Origin of the sequence: Methylobacterium sp. WL64 (assembly GCF_008039945.1) — a bacterium.
In the GTDB taxonomy this organism is placed as follows: domain Bacteria; phylum Pseudomonadota; class Alphaproteobacteria; order Rhizobiales; family Beijerinckiaceae; genus Methylobacterium.
The window spans coordinates 1-18453 of record NZ_VRVA01000067.1 but is presented as its reverse complement, the minus strand read 5'-3'; the positions used below and the strand labels follow the sequence as shown (position 1 = coordinate 18453).

Below are 18453 nucleotides of genomic sequence, written 5' to 3'. Positions count from 1 at the left end.
TCGGGCCTTCCCGCCCCAGCGTCGTCCCGGCAGCCGGAATGAAGACGTAAGTGTCTGATCCTGCATCATCTTTGTCCGAAAGCCGGCGGCAACCTTTCGGGACGATGCTCTAGCACGCCGGTGTTAAACCTTCCCTCGGCGGACCGCCCGGGCCCGGGGCTGGTTTATCCGGTGGTTTCGTGTATGGATCGCGCAGCCTCGGCCCGGGTTACCGGGCGGGGCTTGAGCCGCTTGGCGCTGTGACCGTGCTGGACGACATCCCGGCACCGGCCGAACGCCGAGCTCGAGCGCCCCGATCGGGGCGCCGCATCTGACCTGCACAACCCGAAAGGTATGCGATGTCGATCACGGCAGAGCGCAAGACCGCGCTCATCAAGGAACACCGCAAGGACGCCAAGGACACCGGGTCCCCCGAGGTCCAGGTCGCGATCCTCACCGAGCGGATCACCAACCTGACCGGCCACTTCAAGACCCACGGCAAGGACAACCACTCCCGCCGGGGCCTGCTGAAGATGGTCTCGCAGCGCCGCTCGCTGCTCGACTACGTCAAGCGCAAGGACGAGGCCCGCTACCGCGCCCTCATCGAGCGCCTCGGCATCCGCCGCTAAGACCGACCACGCGCGGTTCCGAGCCCGGCTCGGGGCCGCGTTTCACAATCTCGGGCTGCCGGAATGGGTCCGGCCGCTTGAAAACGGGCCGCTTCGAGGCGCCAGCGTCGGGGCAGGATCGCGAGACACTTCATTGGACGAAGTGTCTCGCCGTCTTGCCCCCGACGGCGCCGGGCCGGGCCCGCCGAAGGTAAGGAAGAGACAAGAATGTTCGACGTTCAACGTGAAGAGCTGATGTGGGGCGACCGCAAGCTCGTCCTGGAGACCGGCAAGGTTGCCCGGCAGGCTGACGGCGCCGTGATCGCCACCTACGGCGAGACCTCAGTGCTCGCCACCGTGGTCGCCACCAAGGAGCCGAAGCCCGGCATCGACTTCCTCCCGCTCACCGTGAACTACCAGGAGCGCGCCTACGCCGCCGGCCGGATCCCGGGCGGCTACTTCAAGCGCGAGGGCCGTCCCTCCGAGAAGGAGACCCTGGTCTCCCGCCTGATCGACCGCCCGATCCGCCCGCTGTTCATCAACGGCTGGCGCAACGACACCCAGGTCGTCATCACGGTCCTGACCCACGACCTCGAGAACGATCCCGACATCGTGTCGATGGTCGCCGCCTCCGCCGCCCTGACCCTGTCGGGCGTGCCGTTCATGGGCCCGATCGGCGCCGCCCGCGTCGGCTACATCAACGGCGGCTACCGGCTGAACCCGCTGGTCACCGAGACCAAGGAGGAGTCGAGCCTCGACCTCGTCGTCGCCGGCACCCAGGACGCCGTCCTGATGGTCGAGTCGGAGGCCAAGGAGCTGTCCGAGGACGTGATGCTCGGCGCCGTGATGTTCGGCCACAAGCACTTCCAGCCGGTCATCGAGGCGATCATCCGCCTGGCCGAGAAGGCCGCCAAGGAGCCGCGCGACTTCAAGGCCCCCGAGAACGCCGACGTCGAGAAGGCCGTCCTCGAGGTCTGCGAGACCGAGTTGCGCGCCGCCTACACCAAGACCGTCAAGCAGGAGCGCTACGCCGCCGTCGACGCCGTGAAGGCGACGGTGATGGCCGCCCTCTGCGCCGAGGGTGCCGAGAAGTTCCCGGCCGAGAAGGTCAAGGCCGCCTTCAAGGAGGCGCAGTCGAAGGTCGTGCGCTGGAACGTGCTCGACACCGGCTCGCGCATCGACGGCCGCGACCTGAAGACGGTCCGCCCGATCGTCTCCGAGGTCGGCGTGCTGCCCCGCGCCCACGGCTCGTCGCTGTTCACCCGCGGCGAGACACAGGCCCTCGTGGTCGCCACGCTGGGCACCGGCGAGGACGAGCAGTTCATCGACTCGCTGGACGGCACCTACAAGGAGCGCTTCCTGCTCCACTACAACTTCCCTCCCTATTCGGTGGGCGAGACCGGCCGCATGGGCTCCCCGGGCCGTCGCGAGATCGGCCACGGCAAGCTGGCGTGGCGGGCGATCCGGCCGGTCCTGCCGCCGGCCCACGAGTTCCCGTATACGATCCGCGTCGTGTCCGAGATCACCGAGTCCAACGGCTCGTCCTCGATGGCCTCGGTCTGCGGCGGCTCGCTGTCGCTGATGGATGCCGGCGTACCCCTGCGCCGCCCGGTGGCCGGCATCGCCATGGGCCTCATCCTCGAGGGTGAGCGCTTCGCGGTCCTGTCCGACATCCTGGGCGACGAGGATCACCTCGGCGACATGGACTTCAAGGTGGCCGGCACGGACGAGGGCGTGACCTCGCTCCAGATGGACATCAAGATCGCCGGCATCACCGAGGAGATCATGCGGGTCGCCCTCGACCAGGCGAAGGACGGGCGCGCCCACATCCTGCAGGAGATGGCCAAGGCCCTCACCGACGCCCGGCCGGAGCTGGGCGAATACGCCCCGCGCATCGAGACGATGCAGATCCCGACCGACAAGATCCGCGACGTGATCGGCACCGGCGGCAAGGTAATCCGCGAGATCGTCGAGAAGACCGGCGCCAAGATCAACATCGAGGACACCGGCATCGTGAAGATCGCCTCGGCCGACGGCAAGGCGATCAAGGCGGCCTATAACTGGATCCGCTCGATCGTCGCCGAGCCCGAGAACGGCATGATCTACGACGGCACGATCGTGAAGTGCATGGAGTTCGGTGCCTTCGTGAACTTCTTCGGCGCCAAGGACGGCCTCGTCCACATCTCGGAGCTCGCCGCCCAGCGGGTCGCCAAGGTGACGGACGTCGTCAAGGAAGGCGACAAGGTCAAGGTGAAGTTCCTCGGTCAGGACGACCGCGGAAAGATCCGCCTGTCCATGCGCGTCGTCGATCAGCAGACCGGCGAGGACATTACCGAGAAGGTGAAGTCCGAGCGCGATTCCAGCCGCAGCGACCGGGACGGCGAGCCCCGGCGCGAGGATAACGGCGGCCGCCACCGTGGCGAGCGTCGCCGCGAACCCGCCGGCGAGTAATCGCTTGAGACATTCCCGTGCGGGCTTTGGCCCGCACGGGTACTATGCGCGAGGCGCGGTCCCCCGGGGCCGCGCCTTTTTCATGCGTGACGACGCATGTCTGCCGCGGTGAGGCCGATTTCTGACCGCACCGCGTCACGGCCGACGCGCAGCCGGCACCGCCGCCGTCCCGGGGCCGGGATTGCCGGCCGCGTTCAGCTGCGACGACTGATCGCCGTGCGCGATATGCAGCGGTCCATCGTGCGGCGCGGACGGAACGCTGGCTCCGCGCCCGCGTTCGCACCGCGATCTCACAACGGGAAGCGTTTCATGGCCAACGATATGATCAACGACATCTTCAGTGGGCAGCCGAACCTGTCCACCACCGAGCGGGCCGTGTCGGTCGCGCTCGGTCTGGGGATCGCCGCGGCGGCCGCGCAGCCCCGGCCGAACAAGATCCTCAGCCTGCTGGCGCTGGTCGTCGGCGTCGGCCTGGCAGTGCGCGGCGCCACCGGCCACTGCGCCGTCAAGGCGGCCGCCGATCACCTCTGAGGGTCCGACCGGATCGACCGGCCACAAAAAAGGGGCGCCCCGCGGGGCGCCCCTTCGTTTTCCGACGTGCCGGAATCGGTCAGATGGTCGTGCGGCGGCGGCCGGCGATCATGCCGTAGATGAACAGCACCACGACGGCGCCCACGATGGCTCCGATGAAGCCCGCTCCCTGGTTCGGTCCGTACCAGCCGATAGCCTGGCCCAGGAAGGTCGCCACGAAGGCGCCGACGATGCCCAGGATGGTGGTGAGGATGAAGCCCGACGGCTCGTTCGGTCCGGGCATGAGGAACTTCGCGATGATTCCAGCGAGGAACCCGATGATGATGGTCCAGAGAATACCCATGACGAACCCCAAGGCGTGACAAGCGATGCCGTGTGAACGCACGTCGGTCGGCACCGGTTGCTCGCAACTGCACACGAAGGGAGAATTTTCCGCCGGTTCCCGCGGCGCGTCGGCGCGCGGCCCTTTACGACCGGCCCGGAGCCGCGGCAGATACCGGCGTTTCGCCGGCTGGAGACTTGAATGAGCATCGAACGGATCGAACCGGGCTCGCGGATGTCGCAGGGCGCCATCCACGGCAACACCATCTACCTTGCCGGCCAGGTTGCATCGGACCCGGTCGGCACCGGGGTCACCGCCCAGACCCAGAATATCCTGGACCAGATCGACCGCCTGCTCGCGGCCGCCGGCAGCGACAAGGATCACATCCTCACGGCAACGATCTACCTCGCCGACATCGGCCATTTCGCTGAGATGAACGCCGCCTGGGATGCCTGGGTGTCCAAGGATCAGCCGCCGGCGCGTGCCACCGTCGAGGCGCGGCTGTGCGATCCTCAATATCTGGTCGAGATCGTGGTCGTCGCGGCGAGGCTGGCGTGATCGCGGCCGGGACGGGCCGGGTCGGACGATCGCTCCGGCGCCTCGTCCCGGCCCGACGCTGGGCGGCTGCGCGCTCGGAGAGCGGCTTGCGGACCGGGATGGCAGCGCTGCTCGCCGCCCTCCTCGTCCTCGGCCCGGCCGCGCCCGTGCGGGCCGCGGACGAGCGGGTCGTCAACATCTACAACTGGTCGGACTACATCGACCCGAAGGTGCTCGACGCCTTCACCCGGGAGACCGGGATCAAGGTCGTCTACGACACCTACGACAACAACGAGATCTTGGAGACCAAGCTGCTGGCCGGCCGCTCCGGATATGACATCGTGGTGCCGTCGGGCCCCTATCTCCAGCGGCTGATCCGGGCCGGCGCCTTCCTGCCCCTCGACAAGGCGAAGCTAAAGAATCTCGGCAATCTCTGGCCCGAGATCGCGGGCCGGCTGGCCGTCTACGACCCCGGCAACACCTACGCGGTCGACTACATGTGGGGCACCACCGGCATCGGCTACAACGTCGCCGCCGTGCGCGAGCGATTGGGTGTCAACGCGGCGCTGAACTCCTGGACCGTCGTCCTCAATCCCACATCCGCGAACAAGCTCAAGGATTGCGGGATCATGATGCTCGACAGTCCCGAGGATCTGATCCCCAGCATGCTGCCGGTCTTCGGCGCGAAGGCCGATTCCAAGCGCTTGGACGACCTGACCCTGGTCACCGACGCGCTCTACAAGGTCCGAGGCACCGTGCGGAAGTTCCACGCATCGGAATACATCCAGGCGCTCGCCAACGGCGATATCTGTGTGGCGGTCGGCTATTCGGGCGACGTGCTGCAGGCCAAGCGCCGGGCCGAGGAGGCCAAGAACGGTATCGAGATCGCGTATGTGGTGCCCAAGGAGGGCGCGCTGATGTGGTTCGACACCTTCGCGATTCCGAAGGATGCCGCCCACCCGGCCGAGGCCCTGGCCTTCATCGACTACATGCTACGGCCCGAGGTGGCGGCGGCCAACACGAACTTTGTGGCCTATGCCAGCGGCAACCTCGCGGCGAAGAAGTTCGTGAAACCGGAGATCCTGAGCAACCCCGGCATCTACCCGGACGAGGCGACGATGCAGCGCCTGTCGATCAACACGGCCTGGGACGACCGGACTCAGCGCTACGTCACCCGGCTCTGGACCAGGGTCCGCACCGGGCGCTGAAAGAAAGGCCCGGCGCCGCTCGATGCGCCGGGCCTTCAGGTCTCGGTTTTAGTTCTTCAGGTCTTCCGGAACCTTGCCGCCGTTCTCGGCGAGCTTCTTCATCACCTGCTTGTGCAGCCAGATGTTCATCGAAGCCGAGTCGTCCTTGTCGCCGGTGTAGTGCAGCTCGTCGGCGAGCTGCTTCCGCTCGGTCAGGCTCGACTCGAGGCCGAGCAGCTTCATCAGGTCCACGATCGAGTGGCGCCAGTCGAGCTTCTGCCCGTTCTTCTCGGCGAGGCCGGTGAGCACCGCCTCCACGTCCACGGGCTCGCCGCCGCCCGCGCTGCCGGGGGCCGAAGCCGTGCCCGAGCCGGTCGAGCCGCTCGCGGAGCCCGACGTGGACGCGGGCGCGGCGTCCGCGGAACCGCCGCCGAACGGATGGAGGATCTTGCCGACGATGCTGCCGAGGAGGCTCATAGGTCCGCTCCGATAATCGAGGCCCGACCTGTGCGCCGGGCGGGCTGTCAACCGGTTGTCGGCCCAGGCGTTCCGAGAATCGGTTTGCGCGGTGCCGAGACTAGCCGCGGGCGCCGTGCAGCGCGATCCCCAGCAGGGTCAGCCCGAGCACCAGGAAGATGCCGCTCCAGCGTTCGAGGACGACGGCGCGCGCCGGGTCGCGCAGCGAAAGACCCGCCAGACCCACACTGCAGACTAAGCACCCCAGGCTCATTACGATAACCGGCACGTTCCTCGTGGTCCGAACTCGACGGGTCCAGCCTTAGTCAGATCTGGGCGCTGTGCGGTACCGAAGACCACGTAGTCAACGGGAAATGCACAGGGTTCGATCTGAGCAGACTCGGTCGATGTAGAACCTCTGACGCTCTCGATTTGAATATCGGTCGGAAAATCAATCCTGTCACATCGCATTTGAAGGATATGTCGGTCGGATATTCGGTCTTGGTTCCCCGATAGGGTCGGCAGCAGACATCAGCAGGGTTGGCCGACCGGCTGAGGACCGGAACCCTCCCCTGCCCCACGACGACCGTGAGTTCGACGCTCAATCCGCGCCCGACAGGGCGGCGGCGAGCTCCGCGCGTTCCTCGGCGAGCGTGCCGCGCGGCACCGGGCGGCCGGCGCGGTCGTACCAGTAGCGCGCATTGCCGGCATCGCCCTCGATCCGGTGGAGATGGGCGTGGACCCAGGCGGCGTCCGGCCCGGAGGCGTCCTGGACGAGGGCATGCGCCCGTGCCCAGGCAGCGTCGGCGGTCTCGGTGCCATCCTTGGCGAGCCACCAGAGGGCGGCGCGCGGCGCCGGCCAGGCGGAAGGCGGCTCGGGCTTGGTCAGCGTCGCCGCGAAGGCGGCCGGCAGGGTCTCGGTCATCGGGCACTCCTCCCCATCCGCGACGGGTCAGCGTCCAGCGGCGCGCTCCGGCAGCCAGCGGCTGCGGCGCTGGCGGGCGGACCACGCGTAGCGGGTATCGCCGTCGAGGCGGTCGAGATGGTCCGAAAGCCGGTTGCGTTCAAGCCAGGCGAGCGCGGCCTCAAGTTCGGGCAGGGTCATGGTCGCGCGACCCTTGCCGAGCACGCGTTTCAGCACCGCGTTATAGCGATGCGCGAGGTTGCTGCCGCGGGGAACGCGCAGCGACGCCTCGTCTTCCACGGCTTGGCTCGCCACCGCGACGGCCAGCCGCTGGCGCAGGGTCCGCTCCGTGACCGACGGCGGCTCGGGCGCCGGCGCCACCGGGGCGGGTTCGGCGAGGCGCGGGCGCAGCAGAGCGTAGCGCAGCCCGATCGCATTGCTCTCCAGCGGCGTGATCCCCCCGGGATCCTCGTCCCGCCACGGGGTCCGCTCCGGCACGAGCGCGGTGGCCGGCCGCTCGCGCTTGGGCCGTACGCTGCTGCCCTGCTCGGTCTCCAGCTCCAGGCGGAACCGGGCGAAGAGCGGGTCGTCCGGGTGGAAGATCAGCGCCTGCTGGGACTCGTAGGGTCCCGCATGCGGATCGACCCGGGTTGCCCGGGCCAGCATCTGCTCGAGCCAGGGCCGGGAGCGGATATGGGTCAGGGCTGCCACCACGGCGACCTCGGGGGCGTCGAGCCCCTCGTAGGCCATCGCCACGGTGACCAGCACGGCCGGCTCCGCGGTCAGGCGGAACGCCGCCAGGGCCGCGTGGGCATCGCCCTGCCCCGACGTTGCCAGGCGGACGTCGCGCTCGCCCTGCCCGGCCGGCATCCAGCTCCGCAAGGTCGTCAGGTAGGCGCGCGCGCTGGCCTGGTCCGGGGCGACCACCAGGAGCTTGCCGAGTCCCCGTGCCATCTCGCCGGCCGGCAGGTCGCGTTCGAGCCGGCGCCGAGCGCGCAGGCGCTTGGTGGCGAAGAAGGATTCGCTGAGGAGATCCCGGGCGAAGCCGGTTCGCAGGGCCGTGAACAGGGCCGGCCGGGTGGTGACCCGCACCGAGCCGGCGCCCAGCCGGTGCGGCCCGACCCGGGGGCTGTCGCCCGCGATGCGGCCGCCTTCGAGCCAGCTCGCCTCGCCGTCGATCGCCCCGAAGGTGACCGGGAGCACCGCCCGCTCGGCCAGCGCCTGCGAACGCGAGTAGCCGATCACCGCGAGCCCCGGCGCTTCCAGCTCCAGTTCCGGCCCGCGACCGAGGGCGGACGGCCGGTAGGGCAGGCCGAGGATGCGCCGCCCGTCCGCCCGCTCCAGGGTGCCGGACAGGAACAGGCCGATCTCGGCCGCCTCCATCACGGGCAGCATCGCCCGGGACCACGCCCCGGCCTCGGCCTCTTCGGTGGAGGATTCCTCCGCGCCGGGACGTCCCGGGACCGGCAGGTGGTGGACCTCGTCGACCACCAGCAGGGTGCGGTGGGCCCGCGCCTCCGCGAGGTGCAGCGCCGGGGCAGCCGCCACCGCCTGATAGGTGGTGACGTAGCCGGCCAGGCCCCGGGCGGGATCGCGCTCGTTGTCGGCCGCGCGCACGCTGAGCGCATGCCCGAACGTCGCCCGCCAGAGCGGATCGGCGAAGGCCTCCTCGGCCTGGAGGCGCAGGGAGTCCCGCGGCACCACCCAGACCACGCGGTCCACCCGGCCCGCGGCGATCAGCGTATGCGCCGCAATCACCGGGAGCAGCGACTTGCCGCCGCCAGGCGTCACCGCCGCCAGGATCTTCTGGACATGCCCCGCCTGCCCGCTCGCCATGGCCGCGACGAGGGCCATCAACGTACGCTGGTGCGACCGCAGGGACGGGGCGGGACGGGTCAAGGGCCGGCGAAGCAGGGCGACATCGGCGCACCGTGGCCGATCCGGATTCCTTTGTGAATCCCTCGGGACGCGGAACGTTCGCGTTTTCTTCCCGGGCGCTGAGGTCGCTGGCGCAGGTTCTTTCAGATTGAGCCGCTGTGCGGGGCATCCCATGTTGAATTCCGGGCCGCATTCCGCGGGCGCTGCATGCGCCCGGGAAAGCGGCGTTTCATCCCGCACCGCCGCTTTCCCGGCATGTGGAGCGGAGCGGAACCTGATCCGGGACCCAGCACCGCATGCGCCGCGCAGCGGTTCGGCCCCCTCAATCCCGCAGAAGTGTCGTAAACCCAGCCCGGGAGGCGGGATCCGGCCACGACAAGCGTTGACACCCGGCCAGCCCCTCACCATAAGGGCGCCGCGGGTGAGAAACCTGCCTTGGGGGAATGTCCCGAGCGGCAAAGGGGGCGGACTGTAAATCCGCTGCGTAAGCTTCGTAGGTTCGAGTCCTACTTCCCCCACCAAGCTTTCTGAAGATCCTGCCCGATCAGACCTGCTTCGCCAGGGCCGCCTCGATGCGCGCGGCGGCGGCGGCCGAGAATCCCTTTCCGGCCAGCCCTTGCCCAGCGGCCGCCTGTCCGGTGAGGTTGCGCCGCTTGCCCTCCGGCAGGTGCGTCTTGCGCAGGGCGTGCGCGTCGCGGTGGCTGGCATGAGTGATCGCGATGGCCAGCGCGTCGGCGGCGTCGGCGACACGGAATTCGGCCTTCGGGAGCAGGAAGCGGACCATCGCCTGGATCTGCACCTTCTCGGCGTGGCCGGAGCCCGCCACGGTCTTCTTGATCAGGTTGGCGGCGTACTCGAACACTGGGAGGCCGGCGAGCGCCGGCACCACCAGCGCCATGGCCCGGGCATGGCCCAGCTTGAGTGTCGCCTGGGCGTCCTTGTTGACGAAGGTCTCCTCCACGGCGACCTCGTCGGGTGTCTGCGCCGCCACGATGCGCCCGATCCCTTCGAACAGCTCGCGCAGGCGCAGCGCAAGCGGCAGGTCGCCGTCCGAGGTGACGACCCCGCAATCGCCGTAGCTCAGCTTGCTGCCCTGCGCGGTGATCAGGCCCCAGCCGGTGCGGCGGAGCCCCGGGTCGATCCCCAGGATGCGGACGATGCTGCTCATGACGCTCCAGGGCTTTTTGTCTCGTCCATCGTCGAGTTCCGAAAGGCGGCCGCATCCTATCGGCCGTCCGCCCTCGACGATCGGCCCGAGCGTGCCGTACGTATCGTGAACGCCCGGTTTCACCAAGGGACCGGGATTCAGGGAGCCCGACCATGAGCGCGTCAGCACCGATCAGCCGCTTCCCGGTGCCGAAGCTGTCCGAGATGCCCGAGGATCTGCGCGCCCGCATCGCCCTGGTGCAGGAGAAGGCGGGCTTCGTGCCCAACATCTTCCTGGCGTTGGCGCACCGCCCGGACGAGTTCCGCGCCTTCATGGCCTATCACGACGCGCTGATGGACAAGCCCGGCGGCCTGACCAAGGCCGAGCGCGAGATGATCGTGGTCGCCACCAGCGCGGCCAACAACTGCCTCTACTGCGTGATCGCCCACGGGGCGATCCTGCGGGTCCGCGCCAAGAACCCGCTGCTCGCCGACCAGGTCGCGGTCGCCTACGCCAAGGCCGACATCACCCCGCGCCAGCGCGCGATGCTGGCCTTCGCGCTCAAGGTGGCCCAGGCGGCCCACACGGTCGAGGCCGAGGACCATGACGTGCTGGCGGGCCACGGCTTCAGCCCCGACGACATCTGGGACATCGCCGCGATCACCGCATTGTTCGCCCTGTCGAACCGGCTGGCCAGCGTGACGGATCTGCGGCCCAACGACGAGTTCTACACGATGGGGCGATGAGGCGCCCTCACCCCCGCCGCCCGAGCAAAATGATTGCCGTGCCGGCGAGGCAGACGGCGCTGCCGGCGAGGTCCCAGCGGTCCGGCCGCTGCCCTTCCGCGAGCCACAACCACAGCACCGAGGCGGCCACGTAGACTCCGCCATAAGCCGCGAAGGCGCGCCCCGCCGCCGGGCTGTCCACCAGGGTCAGCAGGCCGGCGAACGCCACCAGGGAGGCGGTCCCCGGCATCGCCCACCAGGCCGAGCGGCCGAGCCGGAGCCAGGCCCAGAAGGCGAAGCATCCAGCGATTTCCGCGAGGGCGGCGCCGGCATAGACGAGGAGCGTCATCGCACGAGCCTTGGCATGGGTATCGACCAGGGGCGAGGTGAGATGGACAACCGGGCGACGCCGCATCCTCGGAAAACCTTACCCCGAAGTGCAAGATGCTCACGCGCGCAAGATCGGCTAAGACCTGTCCCGATCGCTTCCGCGTGCTTCCCGGGCCCCGCCCGATCCACCACCCCGGCCATGTCAGACCCGATCGAGACCGCCCGCCTCCAGGTCCTCCACAGCTACGGTATCCTCGATACGCCGCGCGAGCCGGCCTTCGACGACATCGTCACGCTGGCGACGCAGATCTGCGCGGTGCCGGTGGGCCTCGTCAGCCTCGTCGCGGCCGACCGGCAATGGTTCAAGGCTCAATGCGGCTTCCCATCCTGCGAGACGCCCTTGAGCCAGTCGGTCTGCGCCCATGCGCTGACCGCCGAGGACGGGCTGCTGGTGATCCCCGACCTGACGGCCGATCCGCGCACCCGCGAGAACACGCTGGTGACGGAAACGCCGTTCATCCGGTTCTATGCCGGGGCTGTGCTGCGGACCGATGACGGCGTCTCGCTCGGAACCCTGTGTGTGATCGACACGAAACCTCGGCCGGACGGGCTGAAGCCGGATCAGGCCTTCGCCCTGCGGGCCCTGGCGCGGCAGGTGATGGCGCAGCTCGAACTGCGCCGCGCGGTCCGGGAACGGGAGGCGGCGCTGGCGGCCGAGCGCCTGGTCCGCGACGCCCTGGCGGTCTCCGAGGAGCGTTACCGCCTCTCGTCGCGGGCGACCACGGACCTGATCTGGGACTGGAACCCGCAGACGGGCCGGATCCACTGGGATGACGGGTTGTCGGCGCTGTACGGATTTCAGCCGGGCGAGATCGAACCCAGCAACGACTGGTGGTACGCGCACATCCATCCCGAGGATCGCGACCGCGTTCGCCGCAGCGTCCAGGCGGCCATCGACGGCGCACCCCTGCGCTGGAGCGAGGGATACCGTTTCCGGCGGGCCGACGGGAGCTATGCCACCGTCCTCAACCGGGCGATCATCGTCCGGGGCTCGGAGGGCAGGGCCACCCGAATGACCGGCGTGATGCTGGATGCGACCCAGCAGGCCGAGGCCGACGCCCACCGCGAGATGCTCAGCCAGGAACTCAGCCATCGGCTGAAGAACACCCTGGCGATGGTCCAGGCAATTGCCTCGCAGACCCTGCGCGACGCCCCCGACGTCGCGTCGGCCCGCGACGCCCTGCTGCAGCGCCTACTGGCGCTCGGCAAGGCGCACGATATCCTGCTCGCCGGCAATGCCGAGCGGGCCGGCATGGAGGCGGTGATCCGCGGCGCGCTGGCGCTCCACGACAACGCCCGCGCCGGCCGGCTGCGGATCGAGGGGCCGCCCCTCGACATCGGGCCGAAGGCGGCCCTCGCCCTGGCGCTGATGATCCACGAGCTGGCGACCAACGCGGCGAAGTTCGGGGCCCTCTCGGCGGCAGCCGGCGCTGTCGGCGTCACCTGGCAGATCGAGACCCGGGACGACAATCCGCACCTTCGGCTCAGCTGGGCCGAGTCCGGTGGGCCTCCGGTGACCGCGCCGTCGCGCAAGGGGTTCGGAACCCGCCTGATCGAGCGCGCCTTCGCGGGCACGGTCGCCGGGGACGTCGCCTTGGAGTACCGGGAGACCGGTCTGCTCTGCGTCCTCACCGCGCCGCTGGCGGGTTTCCAGGGCAAGGATGGAATTCTGAACTGAGGCGCGGCCCTGCGCGGCGTTAAGTCCCCGACAATAAAATACCGGTCGAGTGAGGCGATGAGCGCGCGCGACACGGCAGACGACCTGATCCTGATTCCCGGCGACGCGCGCCTGCGCGAGGTGGTCCATGCCTGGGCCGACGGGCTGGCGCGGGAGCGGCGGATGTCGCCCAACACCGTCGAGGCCTACAGCCGGGACCTGCGCCAGTTCCTGGTCCACCTGGCCTCGCGCTTCGGCACCCCGACCATTCCGATGCTGGTGGCCCTGAAGGTCCGCGACATCCGCGCCTTCATGGCCGCCCGCCGGGCCGACGAGGTATCCGGACGCTCGCTGATGCGGATGCTGGCGGGCTTGCGCTCGTTCGGGCGCTTCCTGGAGCGCGAGGGCTACGGCAGCGTCTCGGCGCTCGGCGGCGTGCGTGCGCCCAAGGTCCCGCGCCGGCTGCCCCGGCCGATGCCCGTCGCCGCCGCGGTGGCGCTCACCGACACGGCCATCCGGGCCGGCGAGGAGCGCGCGCCGTGGGTGCTGGCCCGGGACGCCGCCGTCCTCGCCTTGCTCTACGGCGCCGGCCTGCGCATCTCCGAGGCCCTCGGCCTCACCCGGCGCGACGCCCCGCTCCCAGGCAGCGATCAGGTCACGGTGCTCGGCAAGGGCGGCAAGCAGCGCATGGTGCCGATCCTGCCCGTGGTGGCGCGGGCGGTGGCCGACTACGTCGCCGCCTGCCCGCTGCCGCTGCCGCCGGAGGGGCCGCTCTTCGTGGGGGCCCGCGGCGGGCCGCTCTCGCCGCGCATCATCCAGTACACGGTGGCCCGCGCCCGGGGGGCGCTCGGCCTGCCCGAAAGTGCGACGCCCCATGCCCTGCGCCACTCCTTCGCGACGCATCTGCTCGCCCGCCAGGGCGAGTTGCGGGCGATCCAGGAACTGCTCGGCCACGCCTCCCTGTCGACCACGCAGCTCTATACCCAGGTCGACGCCGCCCGGCTGATGAGCGCCTACACGGCGGCGCATCCGCGGGCGGGCCGGTGATCTAGACTGTCGGTGATAGTGCAAGTTGCTATTCTTATGGGTTGTCCGTTCGAATAATCCGTAGACTGAGCTTATTAGGCTGCTTTTTAAGGGCTTCGTCATCACCTGCATCCATGATCCGGATTGGGGGATGCGAGTGTCGGGGCATGGCCATGGAGCTTGATCAGGCGGGGTCGCCGGCGCGTGTCGCAATCGCGGATTGCGATGCGGGACGCCGCGCCGCCCTGCGGGCAATCGTCGAACGCTTCGACTCCCGCGCCGTGATCGACGAGGCCACGTCGGGTCAGGCGCTGTGCGACATCCTTCTGAAGAAACGCCCGAGCCTCGCCTTCGTGGGGCTCCAGCTCGCCGACCTGAGCGGGCCCGAGGCGGTCGCGGTCGCACGCCGGGCCGGTGCCGAGCCGCCCTGCCTGGTCCTGGTCGCCAACCGGGTGCTGCCGCACTGGCAGGAGATCGCCCAGAGCCTCGGCGCCTACGAGGTGCTGAAGACGCCGCTCGACCCGGGCCATATCGAGCCATTGCTGCATGCCGATGCCCGCCGCCGCACCCCGACCCGGGCGCTGCTGGCCTGCTCGTCCCCCGCCGGGCGGACCGCGATCAGCCGGGTGGTGGCCCGCAGCGGCTTCGCAATCGAACTCGAAGAGACCAATTGCGGCCACCATGCCCTGAGCCAGCTCAAGCTCCGTGCCTACGATTTCGCGTTCCTCGACGTGAAGCTCGGTGGCATCGAAGGGATGGAACTCGCCTGTCAGATCCAGCCCCTCGGGCTGCCGACACGGATCACCCTGCTGACCACGTCGGAGCTGGAGCCGATCGCACAGGCCGGGCGCTACTTCGGGGTCGATGCGGTGCTGCGGATGCCGTTCTACGCCCGCGACATCGACCTGGCGCTGCACAACGCCCTGGGCTTGCGCCGGCCGTATCTCCTGAACGCCCTGACGGCGCCGCCGGCCCCAAGCGCGCTCCTGCGGATCGCGGACCTCCCGAACGCCCGGCGCAAGATCGCCTGATCCCGCGCCGGATCGGCTGGACCGGTCAGACGTGGATGGCGCGCTTGGACACGGCCAGGGCTGCCTCCTTGACCGCCTCGGTCAGCGTGGGATGCGCGTGGCAGGTGCGGGCGATATCCTCGGACGAGGCGCCGAACTCCATCGCCACCGCGACCTCGGCGATCAGGTTGCCGGCATCCGCGCCCACGATGTGCACGCCGAGAACCCGGTCGGTCTGCGCGTCGGCCAGCACCTTGACGAACCCGTCCGTGGTGCCGTTCGCCTTGGCGCGGCCGTTGGCCGTGAACGGGAATTTGCCGACATTGTAGGCGATGCCGTCCTTGGTCAGCTCCTCCTCGGTCTTGCCGACGGAGGCCACCTCCGGGAACGTGTAGACCACGTTCGGGATAACGCCGTAATTGACGTGGCCTGACTGGCCGGCCAGCATCTCGGCGATGGCGACGCCCTCGTCCTCCGCCTTGTGGGCCAGCATCGGCCCCGCGATCACGTCGCCGATCGCGTAGATGCCCGTGACGTTGGTGGCGTAGTGGGAATCCGTGAGGATCCGGCCCTTGTCGTCGCGCTGCACGCCCACGGTGTCCAGCCCGAGACCCTCGGTGTAGGGCACCCGGCCGATCGCCACGAGGACAACGTCCGCCTGCACGGTCTCGGTCGCACCGCCCGCTGCCGGCTCCACGCTGACGCTGGCGCCCTTCTTGCCGACCTCGACGCCGGTCACCTTGGTCGACAGCTTGAACTGGATGCCCTGCTTGGTCAGGATCCGCTGGAACTGCTTGCCGACCTCGCCGTCCATGCCGGGCAGCACCCGGTCGAGGTATTCCACCACGGTGACTTCGGCGCCGAGCCGGCGCCAGACCGAGCCCAGTTCCAGGCCGATCACCCCGGCGCCGATGACCAGGAGCTTCTTCGGCACCCGGTCGAGCTCCAAGGCGCCCGTGGAGGAGACCACGACCGTCTCGTCGATGGTTACGCCCGGAAGGCGCGTCACGTCGGATCCGGTGGCGATGACGATGCTCTTGGTTTCGAGCATCTGGTTGCCGCCATCCTCGGACACGACCTCGACCCGGCCGGCGCCCGCGATCCTGCCGGTGCCGTGGAAGGTGTCGACCTTGTTCTTCTTGAGCAGGAACTCGACGCCCTTGGTATTGCCGGCGACGCCCTCAGCCTTGAAGCTCATCATCTTCTTGAGATCGAGCTTCACGCCGCTCACCTCGATGCCAAGATCGGCGAAATGCTTGGTCGCCTCCTCGAACGCCTCGGAGGCGTGCAGCAGCGCCTTCGACGGGATGCAGCCGACATTGAGGCAGGTACCGCCGTGGGTCGCCCGCTTCTCGACCACGGCGGTCCGCAGGCCGAGCTGCGCCGCGCGGATCGCGCAGACGTAGCCGCCTGGGCCGGTGCCGATGACGACGAGATCGTAGGACATGAGAGTTCGCTTCCGGTCGGTCATGCCGCCTGGGGCGGTCGAAGAGAAGAGAGGTGTCGGGGGCGGCTCAGCGGCCGCCGGCGACGTCGAGGATGGCACTCGTGGTGTAGGCGGCCTCCTCCGAGAGCAGCCACGCGATCGGCGCGGCGACCTCCTCGGCGGTGCCGGCGCGGCCCATCGGGACGGCGGGCCCGAGGCGTTCGACCCGGTCGGGCTCGCCGCCGCTGGCATGGATCTCGGTGGCGATGATGCCGGGCGCCACCGCGTTGACGCGGATGCCCTCTCCGGCGACCTCCCGGGCGAGCCCGGTGGTCAGCGAGTCAATGGCGCCCTTCGACGCGGCGTAGTCGACGAACTGGCCGGGGCCACCGAGCCGGGCCGCGACGGAGGACAGGTTGACGATGGCGCCCCCTGCCCCGCCACGCTTGGTCGACATGCGCCGCACGGCCTCGCGGGCACACAGGAAGCTCCCGACCACGTTGGTGGTCATCATGCGCTGGAGCCGGGCCGCGCTCATGTCGGCCACGTCGGATTTCATATCGACCACGCCCGCGTTGTTCACGAGCGCCGCGAGCCGGCCGAACCCGTCCGCGGCCTGGAACAGCGCCAGCACGTCGGCCTCGACGCCGACATCGCTGCGCACGGCCAGCGCCTTGCCGCCCTTGGCGGTGATCGCATCCACCACCGCCTGTGCCGCGGCCGTGTCCGACACGTAACTCAGGCATATCGCGTAGCCGCGCTCGGCGAGCAGCAGCGATACCGCCCGCCCGATGCCGCGGCTGCCGCCCGTGACGATGGCGACGTTGGGTCTGTTCATGGGCTCACTCATGCGGCTGCCGCGTGGGCCGACTCGTAGCGGCTCGCGAGAACCTCGACGATCTGGGTCTCGATCCGGATCCGTGCGGTGTCGGGGCAGAAACCGATCTCGCGCCCGACAGCGTCGAGTTTCCAGCCGAAGGTCCGTCCGTGATCGCCGACAGCGACGGTCCGGGAAAAGGCTTCGTCCTCGAGCGGCGCGAAGATCGCGCCCGTCGTAATGGAGTCCGAAAAGTCCAGAATGCCCGCGATGCCGTCATCGAACGTGACGCGGAGAGTCGGATAATGAAGAGGCTCCACGGAGGCGATCCGATGCGACGTCATTCGATCATTCCCCCGTTGTAGCGACCGGCCCGGATCTCTCGCCAGACATAGGAAACCTGTTCGCGGTTGGCATCCAGCCACGCCCGGATGTCCTTGCCCTTCGCACGCGGCAAAGCCCCGCTGAGGACTTCGCCCGTGATGATCGAATGCTTCGCCTCCTGGCCGGACAAGAATGCGTGCAGATGTGGCGGCAGATGATCGTTGAGACAGATCGTGATCCGAACGCCCTCGACGATGGCGATCGTCGGCCGCGATCAGCGAGACTTTCCAATCGAGGCCACGATCATTCCCCCGCCAAACCGGATCACAGGTCCAGCACGAGCCGGGCCGGATCCTCCAGCGCCTCCTTGACCCGCACCAGGAAGGTCACGGCCTCCTTACCGTCCACGATCCGGTGATCGTATGACAGTGCGAGGTACATCATCGGCCGCGCCTCGATCTTGCCGGCACGGACCACCGGGCGCTCCTCGATGCGGTGCATGCCGAGGATGCCCGATTGCGGGGCGTTGAGGATCGGGGTCGACATCAGCGAGCCGTAGATGCCGCCGTTGGTGATCGTGAAGGTGCCGCCCTGCATGTCCTCGATGGACAGCTTGCCGTCGCGGGCCTTCTTGCCGAAGCCGGCGATCGTCTTCTCGACGCCGGCGATAGACAGGTCGTCGGCGTTGCGCACCACCGGCACGACCAGGCCCTTATCGGTACCGACCGCGATGCCGATGTGGTAGTAGTTCTTGTAGACGAGGTCCTGCCCGTCGATCTCGGCATTGACCGCGGGCACGTCCTTGAGGGCGCCGATCACCGCCTTGGTGAAGAAGCCCATGAAGCCGAGCTTGGTGCCGTGCTTCTTCTCGAAGATGTCTTTGTATTGGCTGCGGAGCGCCATCACGGCCGACATGTCGACGTCGTTGAACGTCGTCAGCATCGCAGCGGTGTCCTGCGCGTCCTTGAGGCGGCGCGCGATGGTCTGGCGCAGCTTCGTCATGCGCACGCGCTCCTCGCGCGCAGCATCGTCCGGCGCCGAGGGCGCGCGCGGCGGGGTCGGGCGGGCCTCCCTGGCG

21 protein-coding genes and 1 tRNA gene are annotated in these 18453 nt (G+C 69.2%); 10 read left to right on the top strand and 12 right to left on the bottom strand.

Annotated features, from left to right (window positions below; translation table 11 throughout):
• Nucleotides 1-338 precede the first annotated feature (338 nt).
• The 3 genes from rpsO to FV242_RS22330 all read left to right on the top strand — a co-directional run bounded on the left by rpsO (nucleotide 339) and on the right by FV242_RS22330 (nucleotide 3569).
• Nucleotides 339-608: a 30S ribosomal protein S15 gene (gene rpsO, locus FV242_RS22340; RefSeq protein WP_007560136.1), complete on the top strand. Its 270-nt coding sequence runs from the start codon at nucleotides 339-341 to the stop codon at nucleotides 606-608.
• A gap of 207 nt (nucleotides 609-815) precedes the next feature.
• A complete protein-coding gene (gene pnp, locus FV242_RS22335; protein WP_147940454.1) occupies nucleotides 816-3038 on the top strand; it encodes a polyribonucleotide nucleotidyltransferase in 2223 nt (740 codons plus the stop codon).
• A 309-nt stretch (nucleotides 3039-3347) separates the two neighbouring features.
• On the top strand, nucleotides 3348-3569 hold the full coding sequence (locus FV242_RS22330; RefSeq protein ID WP_147909285.1) for a YgaP-like transmembrane domain: 222 nt from the start codon (nucleotides 3348-3350) through the stop codon (nucleotides 3567-3569).
• Between the two features lie 79 nt (nucleotides 3570-3648).
• Here FV242_RS22330 and FV242_RS22325 read toward each other — a convergent pair whose 3' ends face one another.
• Entirely contained in the window at nucleotides 3649-3912 is a 264-nt protein-coding gene (locus FV242_RS22325; protein WP_147909286.1) for a GlsB/YeaQ/YmgE family stress response membrane protein, read from the bottom strand.
• 180 nt (nucleotides 3913-4092) lie between these two features.
• Between FV242_RS22325 and FV242_RS22320 the strand changes: the two genes are divergently transcribed.
• On the top strand, nucleotides 4093-4449 hold the full coding sequence (locus FV242_RS22320; RefSeq protein WP_147940453.1) for a RidA family protein: 357 nt from the start codon (nucleotides 4093-4095) through the stop codon (nucleotides 4447-4449).
• Between the two features lie 98 nt (nucleotides 4450-4547).
• The gene (locus FV242_RS22315) at nucleotides 4548-5636 is read left to right on the top strand and encodes a polyamine ABC transporter substrate-binding protein (RefSeq protein ID WP_147940464.1); all 1089 of its coding nucleotides are present in this window, start codon (nucleotides 4548-4550) and stop codon (nucleotides 5634-5636) included.
• A gap of 48 nt (nucleotides 5637-5684) precedes the next feature.
• Here the strand turns inward: FV242_RS22315 and FV242_RS22310 are convergent, their stop codons facing one another.
• The 4 genes from FV242_RS22310 to FV242_RS22300 all read right to left on the bottom strand — a co-directional run bounded on the left by FV242_RS22310 (nucleotide 5685) and on the right by FV242_RS22300 (nucleotide 8874).
• Complete coding sequence (locus FV242_RS22310; RefSeq protein WP_147940452.1) at nucleotides 5685-6092, bottom strand: DUF3597 domain-containing protein; 408 nt, start codon at nucleotides 6090-6092, stop codon at nucleotides 5685-5687.
• Between the two features lie 100 nt (nucleotides 6093-6192).
• Nucleotides 6193-6345, bottom strand: a complete 153-nt coding sequence (locus tag FV242_RS34730) for a hypothetical protein (RefSeq protein ID WP_187278513.1) — start codon at nucleotides 6343-6345, stop codon at nucleotides 6193-6195.
• A gap of 327 nt (nucleotides 6346-6672) precedes the next feature.
• Nucleotides 6673-6996, bottom strand: coding sequence for a hypothetical protein (locus FV242_RS22305; RefSeq protein ID WP_147940451.1), 324 nt, complete (start codon nucleotides 6994-6996; stop codon nucleotides 6673-6675).
• Between the two features lie 27 nt (nucleotides 6997-7023).
• Entirely contained in the window at nucleotides 7024-8874 is a 1851-nt protein-coding gene (locus FV242_RS22300) for a DEAD/DEAH box helicase (RefSeq protein ID WP_147909290.1), read from the bottom strand.
• A 416-nt stretch (nucleotides 8875-9290) separates the two neighbouring features.
• Here FV242_RS22300 and FV242_RS22295 point away from each other — a divergent pair.
• A tRNA-Tyr gene (locus tag FV242_RS22295) sits at nucleotides 9291-9374 on the top strand.
• 23 nt (nucleotides 9375-9397) lie between these two features.
• Here FV242_RS22295 and ruvC read toward each other — a convergent pair.
• Nucleotides 9398-10021, bottom strand: a complete 624-nt coding sequence (gene ruvC, locus FV242_RS22290; RefSeq protein ID WP_147940450.1) for a crossover junction endodeoxyribonuclease RuvC — start codon at nucleotides 10019-10021, stop codon at nucleotides 9398-9400.
• A gap of 152 nt (nucleotides 10022-10173) precedes the next feature.
• On the opposite strand from ruvC, the gene FV242_RS22285 reads away from it, so the two are divergent.
• A complete protein-coding gene (locus FV242_RS22285; protein ID WP_147909292.1) occupies nucleotides 10174-10746 on the top strand; it encodes a peroxidase-related enzyme in 573 nt (190 codons plus the stop codon).
• Nucleotides 10747-10753: 7 nt separating this feature from the next.
• Here the strand turns inward: FV242_RS22285 and FV242_RS22280 are convergent, their stop codons facing one another.
• Nucleotides 10754-11074: a YnfA family protein gene (locus tag FV242_RS22280; protein WP_147940449.1), complete on the bottom strand. Its 321-nt coding sequence runs from the start codon at nucleotides 11072-11074 to the stop codon at nucleotides 10754-10756.
• A gap of 180 nt (nucleotides 11075-11254) precedes the next feature.
• Between FV242_RS22280 and FV242_RS22275 the strand changes: the two genes are divergently transcribed.
• The 3 genes from FV242_RS22275 (at nucleotide 11255) to FV242_RS22265 (ending at nucleotide 14829) form a co-directional block, all read left to right on the top strand.
• Nucleotides 11255-12793, top strand: coding sequence for a PAS domain-containing protein (locus FV242_RS22275; RefSeq protein ID WP_187193649.1), 1539 nt, complete (start codon nucleotides 11255-11257; stop codon nucleotides 12791-12793).
• A gap of 57 nt (nucleotides 12794-12850) precedes the next feature.
• Nucleotides 12851-13819: a tyrosine recombinase XerC gene (locus tag FV242_RS22270; RefSeq protein WP_147940447.1), complete on the top strand. Its 969-nt coding sequence runs from the start codon at nucleotides 12851-12853 to the stop codon at nucleotides 13817-13819.
• 146 nt (nucleotides 13820-13965) lie between these two features.
• Complete coding sequence (locus FV242_RS22265) at nucleotides 13966-14829, top strand: response regulator (protein ID WP_246692373.1); 864 nt, start codon at nucleotides 13966-13968, stop codon at nucleotides 14827-14829.
• A 25-nt stretch (nucleotides 14830-14854) separates the two neighbouring features.
• On the opposite strand, the gene lpdA is transcribed toward FV242_RS22265, so the two are convergent.
• The 5 genes from lpdA to odhB all read right to left on the bottom strand — a co-directional run.
• Nucleotides 14855-16255: a dihydrolipoyl dehydrogenase gene (gene lpdA / locus FV242_RS22260; RefSeq protein ID WP_147909296.1), complete on the bottom strand. Its 1401-nt coding sequence runs from the start codon at nucleotides 16253-16255 to the stop codon at nucleotides 14855-14857.
• A 67-nt stretch (nucleotides 16256-16322) separates the two neighbouring features.
• Nucleotides 16323-17084 carry an SDR family oxidoreductase gene (locus tag FV242_RS22255; protein ID WP_147940446.1) on the bottom strand — a complete coding sequence of 254 codons (762 nt, stop codon included), beginning with the start codon at nucleotides 17082-17084 and terminating at the stop codon, nucleotides 16323-16325.
• Entirely contained in the window at nucleotides 17081-17395 is a 315-nt protein-coding gene (locus FV242_RS22250) for a DUF2442 domain-containing protein (RefSeq protein ID WP_147940445.1), read from the bottom strand. Before FV242_RS22250 ends, FV242_RS22255 begins: the two co-directional genes overlap by 4 nt.
• Nucleotides 17392-17613 (bottom strand): DUF4160 domain-containing protein, encoded by a 222-nt coding sequence (locus FV242_RS22245; RefSeq protein WP_281407090.1) that lies wholly within the window; start codon nucleotides 17611-17613, stop codon nucleotides 17392-17394. Before FV242_RS22245 ends, FV242_RS22250 begins: the two co-directional genes overlap by 4 nt.
• 86 nt (nucleotides 17614-17699) lie before the next feature.
• Nucleotides 17700-18453, bottom strand: a 754-nt coding sequence (gene odhB / locus FV242_RS22240; RefSeq protein ID WP_147909300.1) for a 2-oxoglutarate dehydrogenase complex dihydrolipoyllysine-residue succinyltransferase, incomplete at its 5' end; no start/stop codon positions are given.